The following is a 26,187-nucleotide window of genomic DNA, read 5'->3' as shown; positions in this document are numbered from 1 at the left end:
GACTACCCCCGGAAAGGGGTACCCGATGACCCCTGTGGCCGATCCGCTGCTGCGACCGCGCGACGCCGACGCCCTGCGGGCGGAGCTGCGCCATATCGCGGCGATCTCCCGCCTGCCGGTGGTCTTCGGCGGTGAGGTGAGCGCGGGCACCCTGGTGCTCAGCGAGTTCGTGGGGACCCGGACGAACAGCATGCGCGGGCTGATCGTCGCGCCCAGTTCCGGGCTGGGCGGCAGCGCCGTGGCCACCGGGCGGCCGCGGGCGGTGGCGGACTATCGCTCGGCGTCCACGATCACCCACCACTACGACGGGCCGGTGCTGGGGGAGGGGCTGCGGGCGGTGACGGCGGTGCCGGTCGTGGTGGCCGGGCAGGCGCGGGCGGTGCTGTACGCGGCCAATCGCGAGTCCGGTCCCATCGGTGATCGCATCGCCGAGGAAATGGTGCGGGCCGGGCGGCGACTGAGTACGGAACTGGCGATCCGGGACGAGGTGGATCGGCGCCTGCGCCTGCGCGCCGCGGGCGATCCCGGCCCGGCCGGATCGGATGTCGTTGGCACCGAGCAGCTTCGGGACATGCACGCGGAGCTGCGCGAGATCGGCCAGAGCATCCCGGACGCCGCGGTGCGGGATCGGCTGCGCGCGGTCACCGATCGGCTGGCGGGCCTGGTCTCCGGTATCGCCGCGGCCGGGCCGCCGGTGACCCTGGCTCCGCGCGAACTCGACGTGCTCGCGCAGATCGCCTTGGGCTGCACCAATGCCGAAGCGGCCCGGCGGCTTTCGCTGCGCGCGGAGACGGTGAAGAGCTACCTGCGCAGCGCCATGACCAAGCTCGGCGCGCGCACCCGGCACGAGGCCGTGGTCCGCGCTCGTCGTGCGGGCTTGCTGCCCTAGGACTTCGAAACCTTCTGCGCCGTAACCGATTCGGATGGAGGAACGGCGGCCGCGCGAGCGACCGCCGTTCTCGTGCCCACTACCGCGTCGTCAGTCTTCGACGGGCAGGAACCGGATGGATTCGCCGCCCTTGGCGTGGTGCAGGCGGCCGAACTTGCTGTCCAGGAGATGCGCCATGCTCTCCGCGGCGCCCAGATACGCCTCTTCGACGGTGGAGGCCTTGTGATTGGTGGCCACCGGAGGCTGGCCCTTGGGGCGGGCCTCGAGGCTACAGCGCTTGTCTTCGTGGCCACTCTTGTGGCCGTTGACGTCGGTGATGTGGGCTTCCACCCGCGTGAGGTGCTCGGCGAAGCGGTCCAGGACGGATGCGATGCCGTCCTCCGCCCGCTCGATGAGTGCCGCGCCACCGCCGACGTGCTTGTCGGCGAAGACCTGGATTTGCATGGCATCTCCAATCTCTCGGGATTGCCGAGAACTTGCTGACATTCTCGACAGTACCCGTATTCCCACCGATCGGCTCGTCAAAAGCCGGTTGGAAAGATCACCCCCGCTCGACGCCGCCGGAAGGTATTGTTCGCGGCCGATTCTGAGAGCCGGATGAGCGCGCGGGCTCAGTCGTGCCGTGTATTGCGCTGCGGCGGTAGGGGAGTCGCGGTGAGTTCGTGGCCGGAGTCCGCGAGTTGATGGCCGTGCTCGCAGCACAGCGTCGCGCGCACGGGCGCCCCGCAGTCGGTGTGCGTGATGGCCAGCGGCGGGCCGGCGGGCCCGGCGAGGTGCCTGTCCCCCCATTGCATGAGCGCGGTGAGAACCGGCTGGAGTTCGCGCCCGGCCTCGGTGAGCCGGTACTCCTGGCGGGTGCGCGCGCCGGGCTCGCGATAGTCGCGGCGTTCGAGCACCCCGGCCTCGACGAGTGTGTTCAGGCGGCGCACGAGGACCGCGCGCGGTGCGCCGGTGGCCGCCTGGATGGCGTCGAAGCGGCGCACGCCGAGGAAGATCTCGCGCAGTGCGAGCAGGGCCCACTGTTCGCCGACCACTTCGAGCGCGTTCGCCACCGAGCAGATTCGTGCCATGGCGACATTCTATCTACATTCACATTATGAACTCAGGGTGTTAGGGTCGGGCCCATGACGATTACTTCCGAGCCCGCGGGTGCGCCCGAATCCTGGGGCGAGGCGCGCAGCAAGACCGTGCACTGGCACGACCCGAAGATCGCCCTCGAGTCCGCGCCCGGTCGCACGGGACTCGAGTTCCTGACGGCCATGGCCGCGGGCGAGATTCCCGGCCCGCCGATTTCCGGGCTGCTGGGCATGCGGCCGGTCAGCGCCGGTCCCGGTGATGTCGTGTTCGTCTGCACGCCGGACGAATCCATGTACAACCCGATCGGGATGGTGCACGGCGGCATCGCCTGCACCCTGCTCGATTCGGTGGCGGGCTGCGCCGTCCACACCACCCTGGCCGCGGGCGTCGGCTACACCTCGATCGAGATCAAGGTGAACTACCTGCGCCCCATCCACAGCCACACCGGCGAGCTCACCGCCCACGGCTGGGTCACCAAGCCCGGCAAACGCGTGGCCTTCGCCGAGGCCGACCTGCGCGACGCCGACGGCGTCCTCCTGGCGACCGCCACGAGCGCCTGCCTGATCATCGGCGCCTGAGCGCGGCGGCTCGAATCTGATCCGGCCGCAGAGCGTCTGCGGTGAGTTGCCAGCCTCGGTGACCGGCGTCTCGGACGATGTCAGCGGCGCGGCCGGGGCTTATCGTCCGCCGGTGCCGGGCACACCGATGGGCTGATCTCGAGCCCGGACCGAACACCGTGGGGCGCGTTGAATCACGCACGATCGACCCCGCGACAGCGGCAGCGGCGTCGATGGCACATGTTCGAACCGGCGGCAGCCCCGTGGCGCGCCGGACCGGAGTCGTTCGGCGCTCAGGGCACCGCGAGGTCCAGGACCGTCAGGGCGAGCTGTTCGGCGGCGTCCGGGTGGCCCATGGCGTGGGCGGCCGCGCCGACGGCCTTGCGGGCCTCGGGGTCGGTGAGCAGTTCGAACAGGGCCGCGCGCAGGTTCGGGGCGGTGGCGTCGTCGCCGATGACCGCGCGGGCCGCGCCGTTCTCAGCCAGGATGCGGGCGTTGCGGATCTGCTCGCCGCCCACCGAATGCGGGTAGGGGATCAGCACCGAGGGCTTGCCCAGGGTGGTCAGTTCGGCGAGAGTTCCCGCCCCGGAACGGGATACGACCACGTCGGTGAGCGCGAGCACGTGCGGGAGCTCGGCGCCGAGGAAGTCGCGGACCAGGTAGCGGGGGCGCAGGTCGGCGGGCAGGGCGGCCGCGCGCTCGCGGACCTGGTCGTAGGAGCGCGCGCCGCACTGGTGAATCACGTTGGCCACGGTCAGCAGCTCGGGCAGGAACTCGTTGATCAGGTCGTTGATCTGCACCGCGCCCTGGGCGCCGCCGGTGATGTACACCGTCGGCAGTCCCGGGGTGTAGCCCTCCCAATTCAGCGCGGGCACAGCGTCTTCGGCGCGGCCGGTGGTCAGCGCGGGCCGAATCGGGTTGCCGGTCACCACGGCTCGGGCGCGGACCCGGGCGGGCAGCAGTTCGACCGAGGCGTCCGAACTCAGGGCGATCCGCGTCGCGGCGCGCGCCAGCAGCTGGTTGGCCTTGCCGATGCCGGTGGTCTGCTCGTGGATGACCAGGGGGCGGCGGCGCAGCGCGGCCGCCATGCCGATGGGTGCGCACACGTAGCCGCCGGTGCACAGCACCGCGTCGGGCCGGAACCGCCGCACCACCGCTTGCGCGGTGAACACGCTCAGCGGCACCCGCACCGCGTCCTTCGCGTTGTCCGCGTTCAGCATCTTGAGGGGGTTGCGGTCGCGCCGCAGCTTGCCCGCCTTGATGCCGGTGAAGGCGATGTCGTTCTCGCCCGCCACGCGCTGTTCGAGGCTGTCCGGGGTACCGACCCACAGCACCTCGACCTCGCTGCCCGCCTCGGCGACCAGGTCGCGCAGCGCGCGCATGGCCGAGACCGCCGGGTAGGTGTGCCCGCCGGTGCCGCCGCCGGCGACGATCACGCGCACCTTCGCGTGTGCGCCGACCCGGCGCAGGATGGTGGCGCGGTCGAGGGCGGGACGTGGCATGGGCGAGCCTCCTGGGTGGATCGGTCGGCTGACGGGGCGGGGCCTGGTCCGGCCGCAACGCCCGGTTCAGGCTAGCGCGCGCCCGCCGGCCGGGCGTGGGAGCCCGCTCGGCAGGCTCGGCGCCGTCGATACTGGTCGGTCGCCGATGATTGCGGGGTGTTGGCTATCGACCAATGGGCCTTTACCATTGTGGTGATTCGGATCACCGTGCAGCCGTGCGTGTTCCGATGCCGGTGCCGGATGCACCGGTGTGCCGCCGAGCGTTCGCGCCGTCGTACCGGGGAGAGGGGCCCGCCATGCCGCTCCCTGGCCGTCCGGCGCTCGATTCGCCTGTCCGGCAGTGCTTCTCCCGCTCCGCAGCCCCCGCGCCGCCGCCCTGTCGCCGCGGCCCGGACGGGCTCCTCGGCCCTGTGCTCAGCACCCCGGCGACGTCGTATCGCGCACCCGCGCGCATCCGATAGTCGCGATACATAGCCCGGCGAGTCACTGGAGGTAGCCATGAGTTCGTCGACCGCGGCGGATCCCGCATTCGGCTCGGGATCGGAGTGGGAAGACCGGTGGGGCACGATCATCGGCCCGGAGGGCGAGGGAGCGGATCCGCTGGTGCGGGCCCAGCGCCTGACCACCCCGATTCTGCGCGGGGCGGTGGACAACCTGCCCGCCGAGCTACGCCTGATGGCGGGCTACCACCTGGGCTGGTGGGACGCAGAGGGCATTCCGGCCGCCACGGATTCGGGGAAGGGCCTGCGGCCCGCACTGGTGCTGGCCGCCGCGCGAGCGCTGGGCGCGGGTCCCGACGCGGCGCTACACGCCGCCGCGGCAATCGAACTGGTGCACAACTTCACCCTGGTGCACGACGACGTCATGGACGGGGACGTCATGCGGCGTGGCCGGCCGGCGGTGTGGCACGTCTGGGGTGTGGACGACGCGGTGCTGGTCGGCGACGCCCTGCACGGTCTGGCCATCTGGACCCTGGCCGACGCGCCGCGCGCGGCGCAGACCGGGATGGGCCGCCTGGCCGAGGCGGTGATCGAACTCTGCCTGGGTCAGCATTTCGACTGCGCCGAAACGAGTTTCGCGCTCACGGTGGAGGACTGCCTGCAGACCCTGCGCTACAAGACCGGCGCGCTGCTCGGCTGCGCGTGCGCACTGGGTGCGGTGTGTGCCGAGGCGCCGGCGGAGACGATCGCCGCCATGGACGGGTTCGGCCGCGAGCTGGGTGTGGCCTTCCAGCTGGCCGACGACCTGCTGGGCATCTGGGGCGACCCCGCGCTCACCGGGAAGCCGAAGGGCAGTGATCTGTTGCGGCACAAGCGAACCCTGCCGATTCTGGCGGCATTGGAATCCGACACCCCGGCGGGCCGCGAGTTCGCCGAGCTCTATTTCGCGGATCGGCCGCTGGACGATTCGACGGCCGCGCACGCCGCCGATCTCATCGAACGGGCCGGCGGAAAAGGCTGGGCGCAGTCGGAATCGGCGCGGCACGTGCGGGCGGCCAAGGCTTATTTGTCGGAATTATCCGGAACTACCGGATTCGCCGATCCCCGTGAGCTGTTCGCGCTGGCCGACAGCGCGATCGACCGGGAGCGCTGACGTCATATATCGGGCAAATCGGAATTGAAATTCGACCGCCCGGTACCGGTAGGGACTTTGGTACTCAATTGAACGGAGTCCATTGCTCCAAAACCGCTGTGCTGTCAGGATTACTTGCGAGCGGTGATTCGGAAGCTCGAGACACCGCCGAAAGTTCAAGCAGGCGTAGTTCTTTCGCAATCTTACGTGTGCCCACGCGAATACGCCTGTGTCAGTGCGGTTATTCCCAGGAGTGCCAACATGACGACGGGGCCATTCGCCGAGTCGGGACGATTGCTGGCACTGGGGCGAGAGCCCACCCGGGAATTGGTGGCGGAGCTGGTGCGCGCCGCCACCACCGCACGCACCGGAGTTCTGCGCGTCTCCGGTGAACCCGGTGGCGACCTCTATATCGTGCACGGCCAGGTCGTCGCCATCGAAACACCCGGTGCTCCCGGTGTGCGCGAATTGCTTTCGCGTCCCGGACGTACCTGCGGAGGCGTCGCCGACCTGCGCGTGGTCGCCCTGATGGCCGCGCTCGACGGCGCCTTCGCACTCACCTCTGGCTGGATCGGCGACTGTACCTGGCAGGAGCTGCCCGCCGGCCAGAGGTGGCCGGACCACCCTGTACCGCCAGTTCCCGGTGTGGAACCCGGCTGGTTGCTGTCGGAGACCGAGCGGCGGCTGCGCGCCCTGGCGCACGGCCGGGTCTCCCCGCACCGCAACCAACTGGTGCTCACCGATCCGGGCCGCGCCCTTCTCCGCGGCCCGGACGGTGGGCAGTGGGCGGACATCCTGCTCTGGGTGAACGGCAGGCACAGCTGTCGGGATATCGCGATGCTGTTGTGCCGCAGTCTGTATGGGGTGACCGTCGAAGTTGTTCGCCTTCTCGACAACGACCTGGTCGCCATAGCGCCGCCCGTGCGGGAGCCGGCTCGCGAACCCTCGCGCGAGGCCGAACCCGCACGGGGCGGTCCCGGCCGTTCCATGCTGCCGCGTCGCCGGCGGGGTGCCAGCGGCATCAACGACACTCTGCTGCCGCGCGCTCCACAGCCGGTGATCGGCGCCTGATCGCGGACCGCGCGCGAACCCGAAAGGACGTCATGAATTCTCCCAACGGACCCGGCACGGCCAGTCTGGCGGATCGAATCGGGGTGCTGGTCAAGGATTTGCGCACCGAGGTCCCCGATTGCCTGGCCTCGGGTGCGATCGACATGTCGACGGGCATGCTGCTGGCGGTCGAGACCGTCGACAACCATCCGCAGGAGGTCCTGGATCTGCTCGCCGCCGCGACGCTGGATCTGTTCCAGGGCCGCAATGTGGTGATGATCGAGGACATTTGGAAGGAGCGCCGCGGAATTCGCCAGGAGCGGCACTACTTTCAGGAGATCCTGGTCAACAGCGACAACCTCACCCACCTGTTCATTCGCACCGAGAGCCGCGACGACGTGGTGATCGTGGTGGTGTGCCGCAAGGCGGTGAACGTGGGGATGCTGTTCGCGCAGACCCGTCGCGTGCTCAAGGACACCGGGCGGCTCTGAATCGCTCGGTGTCGCCGGGCGCGCGTTACGGAATGCGCGCGACCGCGCCGAGCATCGAGACGGCCTCGGCGCGCGGATGCGGGCGGTAGATCTCGGGCCGCCACTCGGTCACCGCGCTGATGCCCGGGGTCACCATGTCGAAGCCGGCGAAGAATTTCGCGAACTCCGCGCTCGAGCGCAGCTGGAACGGCACCCCGCTGCGCTGATTGGCCTCGGTGGTGCGGGCCAGATCCTCGGCTTCGAGGTGATCGCTGGTCGCATGGGACATGACCAGGTAGCTGCCCGAGGGCAGCGCCTCGCACAGCCGCCGGACGAGGTCGTAGGGCTGCTGGTCGTCGGGGAGGAAGTGCAGGACCGCGACCAGCATGAGCGCCACCGGCCGGGTGAGATCCAGGGTGGCCAGCAGGTCGGGATGGGTGAGGATGCGTTCGGGATCGCGCAGGTCGGCGTCCAGATACGCGGTCTTGCCCGCGGGGGAGCTGTGCAGCAGCGCGCGGGCGTGCGCCAGCACGATCGGGTCGTTGTCCACGTAGACGATGCGCGATTCCGGGGCGATGTCCTGGGCGATCTCGTGCACGTTGCCCGCGGTGGGCAGGCCCGCGCCGATGTCGAGGAACTGGCGTATACCGGCCTCGCGGGCCAGGTAGCCGGTGGCGCGTCGCAGGAAATTGCGGTTCTCGACCGCGGCCAGGCGTACCGTGGGGAAGGCCTCGGCGACCGCGTCGGCGGACTCCCGGTCGGCCGCGAAGTTGTCCTTGCCCCCGAGCCAGTAGTCGTAGCGGCGCGCGGGATGCGGTTTGGTGGTGTCGATCCGATCCATCGCGGACTCCGAGTTCACAACGCCCCCAATCCATCTGGACTACTGTTTCGATCATGGTGCCGAGCTACAGCCCGTACGACTTCGATGTGCACGCCGATCCGTACCCTTACTATGCCAGCCTCCGTTCGCAGGCCCCGGTCTACCGTAACGAGACCGACGATTTCTGGGCGTTCTCGCGGCACGCCGATGTGCTCGCCGCGCTGCGCGATTCCGACCGTTTCTCCAGCGTGAACGGCATCCGGATGGAACCCGCGTTCTGGGGTCCGCAGGCCGAGCGCTTCTTCTCCTTCGTGGCCATGGACGCGCCCAAGCACACCCGGTTGCGCGGGCTGGTGTTGCGCGCGTTCACCGCGCATCGGGTGCAGGGTCTGGCGCCGCGACTACGGGAGATCGCGCGCGGGATTCTGCAGCCGCTGCTCGAGCGCGGCAGCTTCGATCTGATGACCGATTTCGCCGGTCCCTTCCCGACCGATGTGATCTCCGAGCTGGTCGGGGTGCCCGAGGCGGATCGGGAGATGATTCGCAAGCTCGGCATGGAGATCATGTACACCGACGCGGAGTCGACCGATCTGCGGCCCGAGGCCATGGCGGCCATCGGCGCGCTGGTCGGGTACTACACCGAATTGACGATCGAGCGGGCCAAATCCCCGCGCGAGGATCTGCTGTCCGGGTTGCTCGGCGCGGCCGACGGGGCGGACCGGCTCACGCCGGAGGAGATCGTCGGCATTCTGATTCTGCTGGTCGGGGCGGGGATCGAGACCGCCATGCTGACCTTCGGCAACACCTGGCACGCGGGGTGGCTGCATCCGGACGCGCGGCGGGCGGCCCTCGGCGGGCGGGTGGACGACTGGATCGCGGAGTCGATGCGCTGGGATCCGTCCTCGCAGAGCCAGTTGCGGACCACGACCGAGGCGCTGGAGCTGCACGGCGTCGCGATTCCGGCCGGGGCGCGGATTCTGCTGCTCACCGGCGCCGCGAATCGTGATCCCGAGGTCTTCGCCGACCCCGATACCTTCGATCTGGATCGGGACACGAGCGCATCACTGGTGTTCGGCAGCGGCCGGCACCACTGCCTCGGCTCGAATCTGGCTCTGCTGGAGCTGCGCATCGCGCTGGGCGAGATCGCGGCGGCGGTCGCCGACTACGACATCGACCCCGCCGGGTTGCGGCGCGTCCACTCTTCGAACAATCGCGGTTTCGCGAGTCTGCCGACCACGGTCACCCTGCGCTGAGGGTTGCCCGTCGATCCCGGAAGGTGCTGCGGCACGGCCCGGTTCGGCGCAGTGGGCCCACTGCGCCGGCCGGAGCCCACACGGCCTACTTCAGGCTGAGGGTGATGACCAGCGTCTCGTCCTCGACGGCGGCGACGACCTGCCCCGGCGCTCCGCCCGCGATGCCGTCGAGGTCGATGACCGACCCCACGGTGCCGGCCGCCAGCTGCACCAGCGCGCCGCGCCGTCCCGAGCCCGCGACGTAGACGATGGAGTCGTCCCCGCTATCGCCCGGCTGCGGGAAGTTGATGTCGTCCGAGGACCCTCCGGCGTTCAGGTCCAGCTGCTTGAGATGCCCGCCCGCGGCCTCGAACGCCGGGAACTGCCCCTCCTGGTACCGCACGTCGTACCGCAGCGAGGTCCCGAACCCGAACGCGACGTCACGCCCCTCCTGCCCCCACAGCACTTCCCTGATCTGCAGCGACCGGTACTTGTTCCGAACCTCGAGAAACTTGACACTGCCCGGCTGAAAGTCCGACAAGACCCCGCCCCTTCCTGATGCTCCGCCGGCCCAAGTACCGGCACCCCGCCGGACTCTACCACCGCCCGAACCAATCCACCTGCCCCAGAACAACTTTGAGCAAACCGTCCGCAAACGACGAATAGTCAGGCGTTTTCGTCGTCTGCGGACTCAGCGGCACGCGGCTCGGTTTGCTTGGGTGCGGCGGGAACCCACCCGCGCAGCGGTTGCACGACCGCGCCGTAGAACGCGTCGGTCGCGGCCTTGACGCTCGTGATGAAGCTCGCCGCCGTTCCGGAACGGCCCTTGCCCATCGTGAAGGTCTGCTGCAGGACGAACGAGGTGATGTCCCCGGTTCGCCCGGCCGTCAACGACTTCGGATCCGAGCGCAGGGTGCCGAGCAGCTCGCACGCCGGGGTGCTCTGCCCCGAGAACGCCGCTTCGACCTGCAGATCGGCGGGTGCGTCCTCGAGCTGCTTGAGCAACCAGGACACCCGCCGGCCCGCGGTGCCCTCGTTCGGTGCGTCCAGCGTGGTCCGGCAACGCACCTTGTTGACGCGCAGATCGGCGCACACCGTCAGATCGCCCGCGGTATCGGGGATCTGGAATACCGCCTCGAAGCTGCCGTCGGCCGCCAGCCGCTCGGCCACCGCGGCATTGCGCGCGACGGGATCGGTGCGATGCCGCCGGGGCAGTACATGTTTGACGGTGACGCCGAGTTCGGCGGTCAAGCGCAGCGCCAGATGGCGGGAGAGCGAAACCCAGGTGTCGGCGACCGCGAGCGCCTTCTGATCACCCCCGCGCAGCGTGCCCGCGGTGACGGCGTCGCGCACGGCAACCCAGTGCCGTCCCATGTCCACGAACTCCACCGCGCCGGACCGGGGATGATCGAGGTAGCGCAGGAACTCCCCGAGCATCCACGCCTGCAGCGGATCCTCGATACCGCCGTGTGCCTGCAGCATGCGCGCCTCGTGCGCCACCTCCGCCCAGGACAGATGGCGCAGCGCGACCTTGGTCAGCTTGCGGCGGTCCACCTGGACCGGCAGTTCGCCCGCGCTCGCGGGTACATCGTTGGACAGGCTGACCACCACGTCGTACTTCTGCCTGCGCGCGATATCGAGATAGTTCTCGAGCTGCTCGCGCCGGAGCTTGCCGTTGCCGGTCTTGACCTCGAGCAGGCCCGTCCACATGCGACTGCCCCGGGACACCTTGAGCACCGCGTCGGGGATGACCTTCGATTCGCCCCTGGTGTACTGAACCTCGACATAGCCCTCGAAAGAGCCTGCCGGAGCGCCGATTCGAGCACAGACCGCGCGGGCGAAAGGACGCACCGCCTGCATGGTGGCGATCAGCGCGGAGGTAGCGCGTCCCTCCTGCTCCTCGCCCGCGCCGACGCCGACGACCGAGAACAGCCGGGCGGGCTGCCAGGATTCGAGCTCGGCGAACTTGAACTCGATCGGCTTGACCTTCTTCGGGGGCTGCTTGGCGGTGCGCACACCGCGCGGCTTCGCGGCGGGTCGAGCACTCGGCTGCTCCGGCTGCCTCGCAACGGGTTCCGCGGCGATCGTGTCACCGGCCTCGACCACGGCCGACTTGATCAGGTTCGCGGTGTCGCCGGAGACCTCGGCCTGCTCCTCGCCCTCGTCGTCCACGGTGACGCCGAAATCCGTTGCCAGTCCGGCGAGCCCGGAGTCCCAGCCCTGTCCGACGGCGCGGATCTTCCAGGCCCCGTCGCGGCGGTACACCTCACCGAAGAGAAAGGCCGACTCGACGGTGGCATCGGCCGTGGCGTACTCGGCCAGCGAATCGCCCGCCGCGTCCACTACCCGCAGGGCGAGCTTGCCCAGATCTCCGAAGGTTCCGGTGGTCAGGCTGCCGACCAGGGCGACGGTGTGCACCTTGTCGGGCACCTCGGAGAGATCGATGGAGATCCTGGCCTGTGCGCCCTCCTCGGTGGCGCTGCGACCCAGGAATCGCACGGAGCCGTCCGGGGATTCGGGCTGGTTGTAGAAGACGAAATCCTCGTCCGACCCGACCGTGCGATCGGCTCCCAGCAGCAGCGCGGAGGCGTCGACCTCGATTTCCGACTCGGTCCAGCCCAGGACGACGTCGATGCGGAGCGCATCGTCCGGCAGCGGCAGATTCTGACCCTTGACCAACATCGACGTCACAGCGCTCGCCCTCCCGGCAATTCGGTACTCGGAACCGCAGGCAATGACGAACCGACCGGTTCCCGTACCGCCCCCGATTGTCTGTGCCACGCGCGAGCGCGGCACCGCACTGTTCTTCGACGCCCGCCGTCCGCGTGTTACACGCGTCACATCCGGTCCGGTTCGCGCACAAGGGATTCGGGCAAAACGGGCCGGGATGGGTGTGCCTGCGGCGAGCGTTCCGCCGGGGCGGCCTCAGAAGCTGAAGCGTTTGCGGCGGGGTTTGGGTGGGGTGGGGAGGGGCTGGAGGCGTGGGGGGTGGGCGGCGGCGGGGTCGAGGGTCAGGATGTCGGCCACGCGGTGGGGGAGGTTCAGGTGGCGGCGGAGGTGGGGCCAGGCGGGGGTCAGGAGGTCCACCAGGGCGGGGGAGTCCAGGTCGAGGGCGCAGGTGGCGCGCATCAGGGCGTGGGGATTGATGTTCTCGTGGCGGGCGCAGGCGGTCACCAGGGCGGGGAGGCGGTCGTGGGGAGCGCAGGTCAGGACCTGGGCGAGAATCGCGGCGCCGCTGGTGGATTGGGAGCGTTCGGCCATGCAGCCGGCGACGTAGTCGATGTCGGCGGCGATCGCTGCGTTGAGGATCTCGAAGTGCTCCTCGATGACCAGGCGGTCGTCTACGGCGGCGCGCAGTATGCCCGCCACCTCCGCCTTGCTCCACAGGCCGTCGGTGCGATTGCGGTTGAACACGTTGAGCCGCAAGCCGAATCGGTTCGCGGTGGCAGCCGGTGTGGCGGGCGAGGCATCGAGCGTCGTTACCGCCTCCAGGGCCTCGGGCAGGCCGAGGCAGCCGCGCAGCCGGCGCCAGGCGGGCTTGAGGGCGGCGACGAGCTCCTCGGGTTCGGCCTTGACCAGGGTGACGGCCTTCATGAGTTCGAAGGCGTCCACGGCCTGGTACTTGGCGCATTCGGCGACGAGCCGGGGCAGCTGATCGTCGGGGGCGCACGCCAGGATCTGTTCCAGCACATAGCGATCGCGGCTGTTGCAGGAGACGTTCACCAGGAGCTGGGCGACGATCGCCAGGTGCGAGTGCATGGCCGAGCGCAGCAGCTGGCTCGACCCGGTGTGCACCGCCGGATCGCTGATCTCGGCGCGAATGGTCTCGTACACCAGGAAACGGTCGGGCGAGGCGATGGCGTGCTCACGCAGCGCGCGATGGCGCCGCACCTGGTCCAGGATCCGGTTGCGCTCCTCGGTCTCCCCGGTGGCCCAGTCCTTCTTCAGTTGCGGCCATACGACTTTGGCATCGCTCGCGGACAGCGACCCGTTCTCCAGCCGCCGGAACGAGGACTCCACGACCACCGCGCTGATGTCGAACCCGAGCTGCTCGGCGACCCGCGTCGCGCGCGCGTGCCCGCGCGCGTCGGCCAGTACGTAGTCGGTCAGCGTCTTCTCGAAGGTGTTCAGCACCACCGTGTGATGGTCGATGGCGGCCAGCGCCGCGGCCACCTCCGGGTTGTCGATCGCCAGCGTCACGGCCCGGCGCGCCACGGCCTGCTCGATGAACCAGTCCGGGCCCAGGGTCGGATCGGTGATCACCCGCACCAGCTGCCCGTCGTCCAGCAGCGCGGGTTCGACGGTGCGCAAATGCTGTTGGTAGCACCACTGCCGGACGTCGTGCACGCTGCGCAGCGTCGCGGGCACCGCCAGCCCGGCCCGGCGGTGCGCGACGATATCGCGGCCGAGGCGCGGATAGGTCTCGGCGTCCGCTTCCACGTAACTGTCGGGGTTGATGGCATGGCGGCCCGCGGGCAGCGGCGTATCCCACCCGACCACCGTGCTGATCGCCGGCGCCTCCGGTGAATACTCGGGCCCGGTCGAGAACGTCAACTCCCGCAGCAGATGTCGCGGCAGCACCCCGTACAGCGCCTTCAGCATCGTCACCGAGTCGCGCACCTGCTCGACGTGCAGCGCGATCGGCGGCCCCTGCCCGGCCAGCAGCGCGAGCACCGCCCCGACCAGCACCGGCAGCCACGGCTGCTCCTGCGATGCCGCCGCGGCGCCCTCGAACAACGTCTCGTCCGGCTCCGCCGCGGCCGCGGGCCAATGCTCGGTCGGCGACACCCCGTCCTGCAGCGAGGTGACCAGCGCCCCGGATTCGAAGAGCCGCAACGCCACACCGCCGTCGAACGCTCCGCGCTCACCCGCGACCAGGTGCGTCACGCACGTCCCCGGCCGCACCTCGGAGGGCGTCTTGAGCCCGGCGACCGCGATCCCGCGCGCGAGGGTGAACTCCAGCACGAATCCCGGCGCGTTCTCGACCGGCGACACCAGTTGGCCGAGCTCGCGAACCGTGGATCCCAGTGCCGCGGGCCAGTTCCCGGACCGCGCGACCACCCCGACCCCCGCGCCCGAGGACTCCAGGTTCACCAGGGCCCAGCCGCACACCAGTTGCGCGTAACCCGTCATGCGCGGATCCGCAGGTCGTCGATCATGTCGAGCATGTATACCACCGGGTCGGCCGCTCCGTAGGGCTTGAAGACGGGATAGGTTCCGTCGCTTCGCTTTCCGCAGCCCACCGCCGACACCGGGAAATACATGTTCCACGGGAAGTGAATGCTCAAGGCCGAATCCACGGCCGGGAACAGTCGCCGCACCAACCCGCGCGTGATCTCGGCCCGATGGGTGATCTGGGCCGGGTCATAGGAGTTGCCCGCGCCGTTGGCGCTGATCGGGCTGTCCGCCCAATCGGCGGGCGGTGCGACCATGTTGATCTCCGGCAGCGGAATCAGCGACAGCAGATCGGTTTTGGCGATGATCGTGGACACGTGCACGCGCGGCGGTTCGATCTGCCGGTCGATGGGGAACGAGTTCGCCGCCCGCCACAGCTTGGCTATCTGATCGATCATCAGGGTCGTGCGCCCGACGGTCTGCGAATGCTCCACCGCGTTGGTCAGACTCTCCTGATCCTCGTCGCCGGCGTGCTCGCGCATGAGCGCCAGGTACTGCTTGTTGAGCGTGGACGGCACCACGAACCACAGGAAGTCCGCCACCGTGAGATGCGGGCTCACCCGCGCCGCCACCGCGCCGTCGGCGATGTCCTCACCCGCGACGTCGATGAACGCCAGGTTCACCGCCCGCGCCGAGTGCAGCGAATACGCCGTCACCAGAATGGGTTTGCGCTGTTCGAGCCCGGCCCACACGTGGCCCTGGGTCTGCCGCTGGGTCTGCACCGTGATGCCGTCCGAGCGCTGGGTCATGTCCATGGTCATGCGCCGCGGCCCGGTGGCGTCGAGCGCGCGCCGGTCCAGCAGCCGCGCCTCGAGCTGGGTCCACAGGCTCGCGGATTTGGGCGAGACGATGAACGAGTACCGGCTCGCGAGGTTCGGATCGTTCATCATCGAGTGGATCATCGACACGATGAGATGGCTTTTCGACGAGGCGGATTCGCCCACGAAGCCGATCACCTTCGTCGGGTGGTCCAGGGTCACCGGATCGAGTTCGCACCCGCGCGGGCAGCGCAGATTCAGCTTGTCGAAATAGGTTTCGATCTGCTTGGCGTGCCCGCTGTTGCGCTGGCGGATCACGGTGTACCAGCGATTGTGCTCGCGGTCGTACTTGAACTCGGTGAGACAGTTCAGGCACACGGTTCGCATCGGCCGCACCTCAGCTCAGCACGGCGATGGTGAGCAGCACGATCGTGCAGCCGAAGGCGACCGCGCCGACGCGGAACGCGCGGCGCAGCCAGGTGGAGGCCCGGGAGCCGGGATACACGTAGAGCTGCCACCCGGCGCCGGTCGGTCGATTCACTGCTCAGCCTCCCACGAAGTTCACGACCTGCACGCACACCCAGGTGAGCAGGATGAAAGCCAGTCCGCCCGTGAGGATTCCCACGGTGACGGCGGTGGCCAGCACGCCGCCGATGATGCGAAAGTCGTCGCGATGCAGCCCGGCGAGAATCCGCTGGCGGGATTCGATCATCGGCGCGGTCAGGAATTGCCAGGTGGTGTGCGTCGGCAGCGCGGGGGCCGGCGGCTCGGGGTCGAGATGGCCGGTGTCGCCGGGCGTCAGCAGGGTGGTCTGCATGCGTTTGGTGGTCTCGAGCTCGGGCGGGGGATTGCGGACCGGGTGCATGGCCCGGTCTATCGCCTGCCGGAACAGGTGCTGGAACTCGGCCGCCGAGCGATGCCGCAGCGCTGGGTCCAGCGAGCGGGCGCGATCGAGTTCGAAGCGCAGATCGGTGGGCAGGGGCTCACCGCCGTAGGCGAATTCGAGGGCCTCGGCGCACACCACGGCGAAGGAGTAGACATCGCTGAGGTGGGTGATCTCGCCGTGGTGCAGGTATTCCGGGGCCGCGTAGGGCTGGGTGCCCAGGGCCCGCTGATCGTGGGTGAGTCTGCGCATGGTGGCGCGCATCTCGATGGCGATGCCGAAGTCGGCGAGCTTGGCCGGGCCGTCGCGGCAGATCATGATGTTCTCGGGTTTGATGTCGCGGTGCACGACGTGTTTGGCGTGCGCGTAGACCAGGCCCTCGAGTGCGTCGGTGAGAATGCGGAAGAGCGCGGGCAGGGAAGTGTTCTGCTGGTCCCGCAAATACTGGCGCAGGTTTCTGCCGTGGATGAATTCCATGACCAGGAACGGGTAGCGTCTGCCGTTCTCGGTGAAGATGCCGGAATCGTGGACTATCACGATATTGCGGCAGTTCATCTGCGCGGCGATATGGGCTTCCTGTTCGAAGCGCTGCCGCTGTATTCGCTCATCTCGTTCGAGCGGCGGCAGACTCCCGGAATCGAGCACCTTGACCGCGACCTGGCGGCGCAACTGTCTGTCCCACGCTCCCCAGACCTCGGCCATTCCCCCTCGGCCGACGAGTTCGCGGAGCTCGTAACGGTTATTGATGAGCCTCAAGCGCGTGCGATCCCTCCACCCCGGATGGTTCGCCGGCCGGCCTCCTTGGACGGCTTGTCGGACGAACCAGAATCACCGCCGAGTGTACGCGGGCGTCAGAACGGCCGCCCCGATATTTTCTTCCGCCCCAAGTCATCTGACGGCCATTCAGCGACGATTGAAACCGTCTGTTTGGTTGGTCGCGTCATCGTCCCCGCGGGTGCCTCGAACGTCGTTCGGCGCGGTTCGGGCCTGCGGTTTCTCCAGTGCTGCGGAATTTCCTGCGCCGCCCTTGTCCGGCACGGCGGTGTATCGCGGCCGCCAATGGGCTTGCGCCACCGCGGCAATGGCGACCGCGGTGCCGCCGAGAATGGTGCCGCCCACCACATCGGTGAGCCAGTGCACCCCGAGGTATAGCCGCGTGAGGCACATGGTGATGACCAACACCACCCCCAATGCGACTGCGCCCCAGGCCCGCAACCGCCCCGGCCGGGTGCTCAGGTATGTCAGCAGCACCACGCCCACCAGCGCCGTGGTGGCCCCCGCGTGCCCCGAGGGAAACGACATGTTGGTCACGACCGTCATCCGGGTGTCGGCCGGCGGCCGCGACCGGTCGAGCACCTGCTTGAGCATCGCCCCCGCGAACGCCGCCCCCGCGACGGTGCCCCCGATCAAGACCGCCGCCCTCCAGTCCTTGGCTCGCCACCCCACGAATACAGCAACCGCTGCCGCGACGACGGTGGCCCGCCCCGGGTTCCCGAAGAACGTGAACTCCCGCGCGGTGGTACTCCACCCGTCACTCCGGTGCGCGACGAACCACTCCAAAACCCCCACGTCCCACCTGGTCAGCCATCCGCCCGCAACCACCTGTGCGGCGACAATGACGAAAAGCCCGACCCCCATGAGCACCCACCGCACTCGCAGAATGCCCCCCACGACCTTCTCGCCCCAACCGTGTCCCATGTAGCCCAACATTAACCCTCTCGCTGGCTCGTGCTCGCGGTCTCGCCCCACGGCCGGCACCCGGGTCCACACGATTTGCCCTGACCCCCAGGTCATGGTGTAACTTCATCCCCGCACTCGGACACCGAGCGCAAGGTTCGGGGCTATGGCGCAGCTGGTAGCGCACCACACTGGCAGTGTGGGGGTCAGGGGTTCGAGTCCCCTTAGCTCCACAGAAATAGCAGGGCGGGCCGGATCTGAGATCCGGCCCGCCCTGGCTTTTCCGTGCTGCCCCCGAACCTCCGTTTTGGCCATGTGTTTGATGGACGCGGCCTGCAGACTGCTCCGGCCGCAGTTTCGATCACTACCTACCTCTGTCGCAGGTTCGATTCTTCGGCGGGGCGCATCGAAAATGGGAACGGGGACCTCCTGCGGTTTTCGGGAGGGCAGTTGGTGATCGAAGCCAACTCCCGTTGGCTCGGTCCACGTCATCCAGGGCGAACCAAACAGGTCCCATCATCAACAGCACTTCCTGCTACAAGGAGTAGTTGGCCTTCAAAGAGCCAACTGAAGCGGGATGCCCCAAACCTACTGCCGGTTCACATCAGGATGGCGTGCGTCGGGCGTGCAGTCTGTGAGAAGGTCGTGGGCGATCATCGGTCAGATCCACGAGTTCATCCAGGGGTACTGCGTGCGCGTCAGTCGGGTCCGTATCAAGAACTTCCGAGGTATCTCCGCGGGACGAGTTGATTTCAACGGCAACGCGCTACTCGTTGGTGGCAACAGCGTAGGTAAGTCAACGGTGTGCGAGGCGCTCGATCTAGTCCTGGGTCCTGAGCGTATGTTCCGGCGGCCAGTTATCGATGAGTACGATTTTTTCGGCGCCGACTACCAGCCATGCGGTGACTCGACCCCTCAGGTCGAGATCGAGGTCGTCCTTGTTGATCTCAGCAACACTGCGCTGACCAGGTTTGGCAACTTCGTCCGGAAATGGTCGGTTGGAAAGCGTGACTTTGCCGACCAGAACCCCGATGCCGTCGACACTGCCGATGAACACCCTTGGTGCCTTCCGCTTGTATTCTTGGGACGGTTCGACGCGAGGGAGGACGACTTCGAGGGCAACACCTTCTTCGCCCACCCCGATCCGGTCATCGATGACCTGTCAAGCGCATCAACTGAGCTCGGCGAAGGTCGCCGTATCTTCAATCGCGATGACAAGCGCTACTGCGGGTACTTGTACCTGCGAACCAACCGCACGGGCACCCGGGCCATGAGCTTCCAACGGGGCTCGTTGCTCGACACCATCGTTCGCCTCGAGGATCAGGCCACCGGAGACCTGTGGGAACGCGCCCGTGCCGCTCTAGCCGACCTCGACCTGCGCGAGAAGTCCAAACTCGACGCAGTCCTGAACGAGGTGCAGACCCGCGTTGGCAAGTTCATGGCACTCGATGACCGAGGTGTGCATGTTCACCCGTCGGACCTGACACGTGAGTCAATCCGCGAAACCCTGCGAATGTTCGTCACAGCGTCGCCGGGCCACCACGCCGTGCCATTCAACCGCCTCAGCACCGGCTCTCTGAACCTGCTGGTCTTCGCGCTACTCACTTACATTGCTGAACTCAAGGGTGACCACGCGGTAATTTTCGCTATGGAAGAGCCAGAGATTGCGCTGCCGCCGCACGCGCAACGCCGTCTCGTCGACTTCGTGCGTGGCCGTATGGGGCAGGCCATCGTCACCTCTCATTCGCCGTACGTCATCGAGCGATTCGCACCCGAAAGCGTCTTGATGCTGTCACGGACAGATGAGGGTGTTCTCACCAGCGACCCATTTGATCTCGGTGCCTTGATGAAGCCGAAAAAGGTGCGGGAGGAACGCCGCCAGTTCGCCGAAGCCATCCTCGGTCGAGGAGTCCTGGTGGTGGAAGGCGGCACCGAGGCTTCTGTCATACCTGCGGTCGCCGATGTCATGGAGGCCGATCCGACCGTGACCTACACCCATCTCGACCTTGCTGGTGTCTCGGTCTACGACGCCAAGAGTGACGCTTCCGTCCCTACGCTAGGTCCCGTTTTCAAGGCACTCGGCAAGCGTTGCTATGGCCTTCACGACACCCCCAACAGCCCATTCCCAGCCGATGCTGCGCAGCAAGCCCAAGCGTTCGACATCTACATTCAGATACCCCACAAGAGCATTGAGAAGCTGCTTATGGACGAGATGCCGATTCGACCCAAGCGAGCCTTCCTTGCCACGGTTGCATCACGGTCGGACTACCCAACAGAATGTGGCTACCTCGACCCAGGCGACGATGACCAGGCTGCAGAACGACTGGCGGAGAAGGTCCTGCTCACCCGTAAGGGCGCGTACTACGGCTATGCCGCCCTGCTGGTTGCCGAGGCCGCGGACGTCAGCGAGCTGCCCAAGACCTACGTCGACTTCCTGCGAGCTATCGACGCGGACATTGCCATGAGCACAAATGCCGTTGCGGCGTCGAATACCCCGAGTGACGAGCAGGGCGCCGTGGCCGATCCCGTTGCGCAGTGAAAGCGATCGAACTCGATGAGCAGCGAAAGGCCATCCTCGCAGCTCCCGGCCACATTGTCATCGAGGGCGGACCTGGATGCGGCAAAACGACGATCGCGCTCCTCAAGGCAGCCAAGGACAGTACGGAACTTCATGCCGAGCAGCGCATCTTGTTCCTCAGTTTCTCTCGGGCAGCCGTCCGCCAGGTATCCGACCGTATGCAGAGCACCCTGAATCGCGAGCAGCGGTCGAGCCTCTCTGTAAGGACATTTCACTCGTTCTTTCTCGATCTCGTGCGTAGTCATGGCCGCCTTCTAACCGGCGCACAGGCGAGATTTATCACCCCAGAACGAGAAGCGCAGAGACGCGCGGACTTCGATGGAGATGCGGACGCCTGGGCAGTCGAGAAGCGGCGTCTCGCGGCCGAAGAGTCGCTGTATGTCTTCGACACACTCGCGCCGACTGTGGCGGAACTTTTCGAGCGCAGCGCGGACCTGCGCAATTTATACAGCACTCGCTACCCTGTGGTCATCGTCGATGAGTTCCAGGACACCAACACCGACCAGTGGCGAGTGGTTCGCGCGCTGAGCAAGAGAAGCACGATCATCTGCCTCGCAGACCCAGACCAACGGATCTTCGACCACATCGAGGGCGTCGACGAGCATCGCCTCGAGGAAGCGAAGAAGACACTTGAGCCAGAGACATTCGACCTGTCCTCGGACAACCACCGCAGTCCCAGCTCGGGAATTCTCGAGTACGCCAACGCAGTCCTACGCAACACCCCTATCTCGAAACCAACCAACGTCCATCCGGTGCGGTATCGCTACGAGAAACCGGAACAGGTGACTCATCGGGTTGTCCAACGCGTATTGGAAAGGCTCCGCGAACAGCTATCAGTCCCACCCACTCTCGCGGTTCTCACACGAGTGAACGCGTTCGCGGGCAGGATCTCCACAGCCCTGTCTCAAGACGAAGCCCTAAACGGCGATGATCTGAGGCCCATCGATCACATTTTATACTGGGATCCAGAGTTGGCAGCCGCTTCTGCTCTTGTCGTCGGCAGCATCCTCGAGTGGCCGACGCGCTCGGCCGAACAGGGCACAATCAGCACACTTCAGAGCCTCGCCGACTACTACCACGTCAAGGTCGGCCTCGGTACAGCTGGCGCACGGAGCAAAATAGCGACGCTCGAACGCGCCATACGCGCCATCCAGAGCGGAAAGAAACCCGTCTCAAAGACCGCGACATGGCTACTCCAATCAGCCGAGGCCGCACCGTCGTTCACCGGTCGATCAGTCACAGACTGGCAGATCGCACGAACCACCCTGCGGGGCAGTGCTGAACTCGATGAGGTCGCCACCAAGGCCCGCCTGATCCGACTCCTCAACGCGACTGACGCCGTAGCGTGGGCGCTATCAGACACGTGGAACGGCACATCCGGGTATCCCGGGGCCGTCGATTCCATACGGACGGCGCTGGCGACCGAAGCCCTCGACGTGCAACAACCCAGTGACTCAGCCGTACACCTCATGTCGATGCACAAGTCCAAAGGCAAGGAGTTCGATGCTGTCGTCATCGTCGAAGGTCGCCATGATGTGCCGCTCCTCGACTCTGATCCAGTGTCGAAGCAGCAGCAGGCCGACCGTCGACTTCTGCGAGTGGCTATCACTCGCGCCCGCCATCTCGTCGTACTCGTCCGACCAAGCGGCGCACTAGCCTTGACACCCCCACCACCATGAAACTGAATCGGCCTGGTGAGTCTGGAGACTCATCAGTGTGACAGCTCGGCGGGTTGCTGAGCGTAGTAGGCGGCTTCCATCTCGGCGGCGCGGCATATCGCCGCAGTACTAGTAGGGCCGCCGGCGGTTGAACCAGTCCACCCATTCGGCCGTGGCTAACTCGACCTGATCGACCGTGCGCCACGGGCACGGGTTTGATCAGGTCGGTTTTGAACGCTCGTTGATCATCTCGGCGAGGTGTTGCCATATGGCGAGCCGACCGTTCCGACCGAGGGCTGGATCCCGGCTTCGGCGAGCCGTTCGGTGACGGCGATGGAGATGTATTGGTCCGCGATCATGATGGTAAACAACATCTTTCACGTCCCAACCGTCCCGCTCACGAGTCCAGCGACGCCCCCGCGGTGGTGCCTCGGTCCGTAGGGGCGTCGTCGAAAATCAGCGCTAGATCTGGCTCGATTTGGCACCATCCTGGCTGTCGTCGTCCGTTTTTAACGAGACGTTCCAGTTGTCGTTGCTGTCGCCATTAGGCCCCGGCTCCTCAATGAGCGTGTCCACTTCATCACCTCCCTTCGATCCTGTTCCGCACGTTGGGCTCTCGCGGCTCCCAGCGTTCTCGGCGAGCCGGGCGAAGACCGCGCTTGCGGACACACCCGCCCCGATGGTCGGGTTCTCGCGACTGAGGGCTTGCTCGGCGAGCCGGGCGAAAACCACGCTGGCAGGCAGGCGCATCGCATCGAACTCGTGGACAGGGATCAAGGAGGGATCGCGCAGCAGGTGAAGCAACATGTGTTCCACGCCCATCCTGTTGGCGCTCTCGGCCTCGGCGATCTCCAACCCGCCACTGATGGCGGCCCACACCCTGTGTCCGCATTGCATTTCGGATTGCGGCCGACGTGCGGGGGCGACGAGTGCCTCGCCTGTGCGGGGGATTTCGTTCTGGCGTTTCTCCCGGTCGCCCGGCAGCTCGGTCGCATTCACGGCGACACACCTCGCACGGTCCCGAGATTCCGGTGCTTGGTCCAACCGGACCGGCGAAACGCCAAGTCGCCGCGGTCGGTCGACCGGTACCTCGCCGGACCTTGATTGGTGTGGGATACGAGACCGTCGCGGGTCAACCGCGCGAGCGCGCGGCGGATCGTCGACTCGCCGATCTCGATCGTGGCGCGAAGCTCGTTCACGGTACGAGAGGCAGGCACGTCGAGGTCGGTGAGCTCGGCCAAGATCTCAGCCTCATACGGCGTCAGAGTCATTGGTCACCTGCGCATTTCGGGAAGGCGGGCGCGATCGAGTTCGGCCTCGATTCTGGCCATGATCGCCGCGACGCCGAACTCGTCGTTGCGGCGCGGGCCTCGATCGAATTGGGTCGCGGCGCCGAGCACCAGCGCGACGACCGCGAGCAAGAGGATGATTTCCATGTCGGGTGTTCCTCCAATTCCCTTACGACGGATGGAGAGCACCCGACGCCGGGGGTTCACCCGGCGTCGAGGCCAATTTCAGCCTCATCCATTCGCCTCTCTCATCCCACCCACGGAGCTACGACGCTGGTCGTACGCTTCTCCTACGAACCGTTGCGAGGGGGAGCGATGATCGTCGAGAAGTGGACAGCTACCGAGGTCAAGGCGTTGCGCGAGGCGGCGTTGCGTATGACGCAGGAAGAACTCGCCGCGGTCATCGGCTTCGATCTGTCCACCATTCAGAAGTGGGAACAGCGGGCCACCAGCGAGCGGCCGGTCGTGCGGCGTTCGGCCGAGGCGCTCGACACGATGCTCGAGGGCTTGAATGCCGCTCAACTCGACCGGTTCACCGCCGCGCTTGTCCCTGCACGATCGCAAAGTGGACGGCATCCTGGACTCAATGGAACCGAATCCTCCAATCCGGCAACGGGTACGCCGGACTCGTTCGGTGTGTACGCATGGGAGGTCGACGACAACGTGAGACGCCGCGAATTCGGACAGTTGGCCTCGCTCGGCGCGGTGGTCCTGCTTGCTGGTGAACAGGATCGTCTCGACACGGGAGACGTGCGCCGTCTGCTCGCCGGTGTCGACGCGCTGGAACGTGAAGACCAACAATCGGGTGGCGCAGCTCTGGTCGACTTCGCCGTGAAGCAGCTTGCACTCGCCAAGAACAAGCTCGATACCTGCGCCTACGATGACGCGACAGGGGACGCATTCGCCAGCGCGACAGGACATCTCGCCGTCCTGACCGGCTGGCTCGCGTACGACGCCGACCGGCACCCGCTCGCACGCCGGCTGTACGCCGATGCGATGGCGCTTGGTACGGAAGCCAACGATCCCGATCTCATTGCTCACGCCTGCCTGAACGGAGCAAATCAATCCATCGCCCTGAGCAGGGCCGGCGCGGGAAGCCCGCACCATGCGCTCAAGCTCATTCGCCGGGCGCGTGATCTCATGCGCGGGCGTCCGCCGGGCCGTATTCATGCACTCGTCGCCGTGCGTGAGGCGCAAGCCTACGGCGTGATCGGCGACCGGCTGGCTTTCGGTCGCGCCCTCGCAACGGCATGGCGCGAAATGGACAGTGCCGCACACTACGAACCTATCGACGAGTGCCCACACTGGTTGCGGTTCGTGACGCACTCAGAGATTGCGGGACACGAGGCCCGCGGGTATGGAGACATGGGCGAGATCTCACGGTCGGTTGAGCTCTACGGTGCCGCGTCCCATAAGGAAGCGAGCACACGCAATGCGATTCATCTCAGTGCGTGGTCGGCCGCAGCGCGGGCGCAGATCGGTGACATCGGCGGCGCGGTTGATGAGGGATTGCCGGTCCTGGCGAGCCTTGCATCCGTGTCGTCCACGCGAACCCTGAAGGTTCTCGAACCCGTCCGATCGGCAGTCGACGGGCTCGCGCTCGGTGACGAGTTCCGCGGCCGGTTCGACTCTCTCACAAAGGCAATCGCATCGTGAACACACCACTTGCCGGGCTGACATTCGAACACTGCTCGGCCACGAGGGCACGCGAAATCCGAGAGGTCGTCGAGGATATCTACCGCCGGTCGTACGTTGACGCCATCGCATCGGGCGACTCGTTCGAATCACCAGCCGAATTCATGCGCAGGTTCGAGGCCTATACCGACCCCGACCGCGGCAGCGGGTTCGAACTGGTCCTCGCACATGTCAACGGTGCGCCCGCTGGCCAGACCTGGGGCTGGCCACTCGGAGTAAATGCGCGGTGGTGGTCGGGGCTCGTGCTCGACGAGGGTGACCACGACGAGTTCATCGCCGAGGACGGAACACGAACCTTCGCCCTCAGCGAGATCATGGTGTGCGCGGAGTACACCGGCCATGGACTCGCTCGCGCGCTACACGACAAACTGCTCGCTGCGCGGTCGGAGCGCCGTGCGACGCTGCTCGTCCAGCCGGCCAACGAGCGCGCCTACAAGGCATATCGCAAGTGGGGGTGGCGGAAGGTCGGTGCTCTGCGCCCGAGTTGGCCTGATGCGCCGCATTTCGACGTGCTCATTCGCGAGCTGTAGCCGCATTCGTTCGTTCCGGAGGCAGCGGAGTTCCTCGGGATGTGGATGTCCGACTAATCCTGCCGGGGGAGATGGTTCATGACCCGCTCACGCAACGCCTCATACCGCCGTCGCGTGCTGTCGTAAGACAGGCAGTACTCGCGAGTCGAGGCGAATTCCTTCGTTTTCGGCCTTGGATCGGAAAACCGGGTACCCGCGGGGAACTGCGTTCGCGTCAGGTCGACGAACCTGCCGGCGACGCTATTGAAATAGTGCGAAACCTGCTCGCCACCGGGCAATGTCGCAGTTGTGTGGAGGATCTCTCCGCCGAGGTCGTCCTGAACCACGCAGGCGGTGACCGCGCACTGGCCCTTCGCGCGATTGACCTCGGACCAGCCGGACCCGGCGGCCGTGTCAGCCGACCATGACTGCTCTACAGCGTTTCTCAGGGCTTCGAGGGATGCCGCTCCCATGCCCGAAACCGTAGCGCGGTCGAACCGTGGCGACGAAAGGCATTGGAGAATTTTTGGTTACAGACGCGCCCACCGCACACATCGTTGGTGCCGGACGCCCCGACACGCGTAATATGTCCCGCAATAGAGCAATTGTGCGAGGAGGCGAGTGATGGGCGCGTTGACACAGGGACCCAGTCGCGTCACCCGGGTGACGCTCACGTCGGAGCAGATCGCCGAGCGCCGTCGCGAAGCCGAGAAGATCCTGAAGCGGAAACTCGCGCGTGCCGCTTCGGTTCTCAAAACAGCCAAGTAGGGCGGCGGGCAGCGCCACTGCCCGAACG

The 26,187-nt window shown here is 67.0% G+C and carries 26 protein-coding genes, 1 tRNA gene and 1 pseudogene; 12 read left to right on the top strand and 16 right to left on the bottom strand.

Features of this window, described 5'->3' with window-relative positions; all coding sequences use genetic code 11:
• Positions 1–25: 25 nt before the first annotated feature.
• Complete coding sequence (locus ACWIGI_RS07030) at positions 26–889, top strand: LuxR C-terminal-related transcriptional regulator (RefSeq protein WP_454201425.1); 864 nt, start codon at positions 26–28, stop codon at positions 887–889.
• Between the two features lie 90 nt (positions 890–979).
• Here ACWIGI_RS07030 and ACWIGI_RS07025 read toward each other — a convergent pair whose 3' ends face one another.
• Positions 980–1,333, bottom strand: a complete 354-nt coding sequence (locus tag ACWIGI_RS07025) for a ribosomal subunit interface protein (protein WP_454201424.1) — start codon at positions 1,331–1,333, stop codon at positions 980–982.
• A 167-nt stretch (positions 1,334–1,500) separates the two neighbouring features.
• Complete coding sequence (locus ACWIGI_RS07020) at positions 1,501–1,959, bottom strand: winged helix-turn-helix transcriptional regulator (protein ID WP_454201423.1); 459 nt, start codon at positions 1,957–1,959, stop codon at positions 1,501–1,503.
• Positions 1,960–2,013: 54 nt separating this feature from the next.
• Between ACWIGI_RS07020 and ACWIGI_RS07015 the strand changes: the two genes are divergently transcribed.
• Positions 2,014–2,544: a PaaI family thioesterase gene (locus ACWIGI_RS07015; RefSeq protein WP_454201422.1), complete on the top strand. Its 531-nt coding sequence runs from the start codon at positions 2,014–2,016 to the stop codon at positions 2,542–2,544.
• 272 nt (positions 2,545–2,816) lie between these two features.
• Here the strand turns inward: ACWIGI_RS07015 and ACWIGI_RS07010 are convergent, their stop codons facing one another.
• Entirely contained in the window at positions 2,817–4,025 is a 1,209-nt protein-coding gene (locus ACWIGI_RS07010; RefSeq protein ID WP_454201421.1) for a UDP-N-acetylglucosamine--N-acetylmuramyl-(pentapeptide) pyrophosphoryl-undecaprenol N-acetylglucosamine transferase, read from the bottom strand.
• A 498-nt stretch (positions 4,026–4,523) separates the two neighbouring features.
• Between ACWIGI_RS07010 and ACWIGI_RS07005 the strand changes: the two genes are divergently transcribed.
• The 3 genes from ACWIGI_RS07005 to ACWIGI_RS06995 all read left to right on the top strand — a co-directional run bounded on the left by ACWIGI_RS07005 (position 4,524) and on the right by ACWIGI_RS06995 (position 7,138).
• Positions 4,524–5,618 (top strand): polyprenyl synthetase family protein, encoded by a 1,095-nt coding sequence (locus tag ACWIGI_RS07005; protein WP_454201420.1) that lies wholly within the window; start codon positions 4,524–4,526, stop codon positions 5,616–5,618.
• 240 nt (positions 5,619–5,858) lie between these two features.
• On the top strand, positions 5,859–6,668 hold the full coding sequence (locus ACWIGI_RS07000) for a hypothetical protein (protein ID WP_454201419.1): 810 nt from the start codon (positions 5,859–5,861) through the stop codon (positions 6,666–6,668).
• 32 nt (positions 6,669–6,700) lie between these two features.
• Positions 6,701–7,138 carry a hypothetical protein gene (locus tag ACWIGI_RS06995; RefSeq protein WP_454201418.1) on the top strand — a complete coding sequence of 146 codons (438 nt, stop codon included), beginning with the start codon at positions 6,701–6,703 and terminating at the stop codon, positions 7,136–7,138.
• Positions 7,139–7,163: 25 nt separating this feature from the next.
• Here the strand turns inward: ACWIGI_RS06995 and ACWIGI_RS06990 are convergent, their stop codons facing one another.
• The gene (locus ACWIGI_RS06990; protein WP_454201417.1) at positions 7,164–7,958 is read right to left on the bottom strand and encodes an SAM-dependent methyltransferase; all 795 of its coding nucleotides are present in this window, start codon (positions 7,956–7,958) and stop codon (positions 7,164–7,166) included.
• A gap of 53 nt (positions 7,959–8,011) precedes the next feature.
• Here ACWIGI_RS06990 and ACWIGI_RS06985 point away from each other — a divergent pair, with 53 nt between their 5' ends.
• Positions 8,012–9,190, top strand: coding sequence for a cytochrome P450 (locus ACWIGI_RS06985; RefSeq protein ID WP_454201416.1), 1,179 nt, complete (start codon positions 8,012–8,014; stop codon positions 9,188–9,190).
• An 85-nt stretch (positions 9,191–9,275) separates the two neighbouring features.
• Here the strand turns inward: ACWIGI_RS06985 and ACWIGI_RS06980 are convergent, their stop codons facing one another.
• From ACWIGI_RS06980 to ACWIGI_RS06950, 7 genes are all read right to left on the bottom strand, one after another.
• Positions 9,276–9,710 carry a hypothetical protein gene (locus tag ACWIGI_RS06980; protein WP_454201415.1) on the bottom strand — a complete coding sequence of 145 codons (435 nt, stop codon included), beginning with the start codon at positions 9,708–9,710 and terminating at the stop codon, positions 9,276–9,278.
• Positions 9,711–9,835: 125 nt separating this feature from the next.
• A complete protein-coding gene (locus ACWIGI_RS06975) occupies positions 9,836–11,851 on the bottom strand; it encodes a TerD family protein (protein WP_454201456.1) in 2,016 nt (671 codons plus the stop codon).
• 243 nt (positions 11,852–12,094) lie between these two features.
• Complete coding sequence (locus tag ACWIGI_RS06970; RefSeq protein ID WP_454201414.1) at positions 12,095–14,302, bottom strand: GAP1-M domain-containing protein; 2,208 nt, start codon at positions 14,300–14,302, stop codon at positions 12,095–12,097.
• Positions 14,299–15,489, bottom strand: coding sequence for a hypothetical protein (locus tag ACWIGI_RS06965; protein ID WP_454201413.1), 1,191 nt, complete (start codon positions 15,487–15,489; stop codon positions 14,299–14,301). Before ACWIGI_RS06965 ends, ACWIGI_RS06970 begins: the two co-directional genes overlap by 4 nt.
• A 10-nt stretch (positions 15,490–15,499) precedes the next feature.
• Positions 15,500–15,643: a hypothetical protein gene (locus ACWIGI_RS06960; RefSeq protein WP_454201412.1), complete on the bottom strand. Its 144-nt coding sequence runs from the start codon at positions 15,641–15,643 to the stop codon at positions 15,500–15,502.
• Between the two features lie 3 nt (positions 15,644–15,646).
• Positions 15,647–16,741 carry a serine/threonine-protein kinase gene (locus tag ACWIGI_RS06955; protein ID WP_454201411.1) on the bottom strand — a complete coding sequence of 365 codons (1,095 nt, stop codon included), beginning with the start codon at positions 16,739–16,741 and terminating at the stop codon, positions 15,647–15,649.
• Between the two features lie 147 nt (positions 16,742–16,888).
• Positions 16,889–17,683: a phosphatase PAP2 family protein gene (locus tag ACWIGI_RS06950; protein WP_454201410.1), complete on the bottom strand. Its 795-nt coding sequence runs from the start codon at positions 17,681–17,683 to the stop codon at positions 16,889–16,891.
• Positions 17,684–17,822: 139 nt separating this feature from the next.
• Here ACWIGI_RS06950 and ACWIGI_RS06945 point away from each other — a divergent pair.
• The 3 genes from ACWIGI_RS06945 (at position 17,823) to ACWIGI_RS06935 (ending at position 21,919) form a co-directional block, all read left to right on the top strand.
• Positions 17,823–17,895: transfer RNA gene (locus ACWIGI_RS06945), tRNA-Ala, on the top strand.
• Positions 17,896–18,353: 458 nt separating this feature from the next.
• Positions 18,354–20,201, top strand: a complete 1,848-nt coding sequence (locus tag ACWIGI_RS06940; protein WP_454201409.1) for an ATP-dependent nuclease — start codon at positions 18,354–18,356, stop codon at positions 20,199–20,201.
• Positions 20,198–21,919: a UvrD-helicase domain-containing protein gene (locus tag ACWIGI_RS06935; protein ID WP_454201408.1), complete on the top strand. Its 1,722-nt coding sequence runs from the start codon at positions 20,198–20,200 to the stop codon at positions 21,917–21,919. The genes ACWIGI_RS06940 and ACWIGI_RS06935 overlap by 4 nt, the downstream gene beginning before the upstream one ends.
• A gap of 117 nt (positions 21,920–22,036) precedes the next feature.
• Here ACWIGI_RS06935 and ACWIGI_RS06930 read toward each other — a convergent pair.
• The 4 genes and pseudogenes from ACWIGI_RS06930 to ACWIGI_RS06915 all read right to left on the bottom strand — a co-directional run.
• Positions 22,037–22,270: pseudogene (locus ACWIGI_RS06930) on the bottom strand (integrase core domain-containing protein); the annotation flags it as partial.
• Between the two features lie 90 nt (positions 22,271–22,360).
• The gene (locus ACWIGI_RS06925; RefSeq protein ID WP_454201407.1) at positions 22,361–22,897 is read right to left on the bottom strand and encodes a hypothetical protein; all 537 of its coding nucleotides are present in this window, start codon (positions 22,895–22,897) and stop codon (positions 22,361–22,363) included.
• Positions 22,894–23,139 carry a GntR family transcriptional regulator gene (locus ACWIGI_RS06920; RefSeq protein ID WP_454201406.1) on the bottom strand — a complete coding sequence of 82 codons (246 nt, stop codon included), beginning with the start codon at positions 23,137–23,139 and terminating at the stop codon, positions 22,894–22,896. The genes ACWIGI_RS06925 and ACWIGI_RS06920 overlap by 4 nt, the downstream gene beginning before the upstream one ends.
• 33 nt (positions 23,140–23,172) lie before the next feature.
• Positions 23,173–23,334, bottom strand: a complete 162-nt coding sequence (locus ACWIGI_RS06915; RefSeq protein WP_454201405.1) for a hypothetical protein — start codon at positions 23,332–23,334, stop codon at positions 23,173–23,175.
• 168 nt (positions 23,335–23,502) lie between these two features.
• Here ACWIGI_RS06915 and ACWIGI_RS06910 point away from each other — a divergent pair, with 168 nt between their 5' ends.
• The gene (locus ACWIGI_RS06910; RefSeq protein ID WP_454201404.1) at positions 23,503–24,843 is read left to right on the top strand and encodes a helix-turn-helix domain-containing protein; all 1,341 of its coding nucleotides are present in this window, start codon (positions 23,503–23,505) and stop codon (positions 24,841–24,843) included.
• Positions 24,840–25,412, top strand: a complete 573-nt coding sequence (locus ACWIGI_RS06905) for a GNAT family N-acetyltransferase (RefSeq protein ID WP_454201403.1) — start codon at positions 24,840–24,842, stop codon at positions 25,410–25,412. Before ACWIGI_RS06910 ends, ACWIGI_RS06905 begins: the two co-directional genes overlap by 4 nt.
• A 53-nt stretch (positions 25,413–25,465) precedes the next feature.
• Here the strand turns inward: ACWIGI_RS06905 and ACWIGI_RS06900 are convergent, their stop codons facing one another.
• Complete coding sequence (locus tag ACWIGI_RS06900; RefSeq protein ID WP_454201402.1) at positions 25,466–25,864, bottom strand: YunG family protein; 399 nt, start codon at positions 25,862–25,864, stop codon at positions 25,466–25,468.
• 151 nt (positions 25,865–26,015) lie between these two features.
• On the opposite strand from ACWIGI_RS06900, the gene ACWIGI_RS06895 reads away from it, so the two are divergent.
• Entirely contained in the window at positions 26,016–26,159 is a 144-nt protein-coding gene (locus ACWIGI_RS06895) for a hypothetical protein (protein ID WP_454201401.1), read from the top strand.
• Positions 26,160–26,187: the final 28 nt, after the last annotated feature.

The organism is Nocardia sp. NPDC055321, assembly GCF_053645575.1.
Note: the sequence above shows the minus strand (reverse complement) of the source record. Positions and strands in the feature narration are given on the sequence as shown.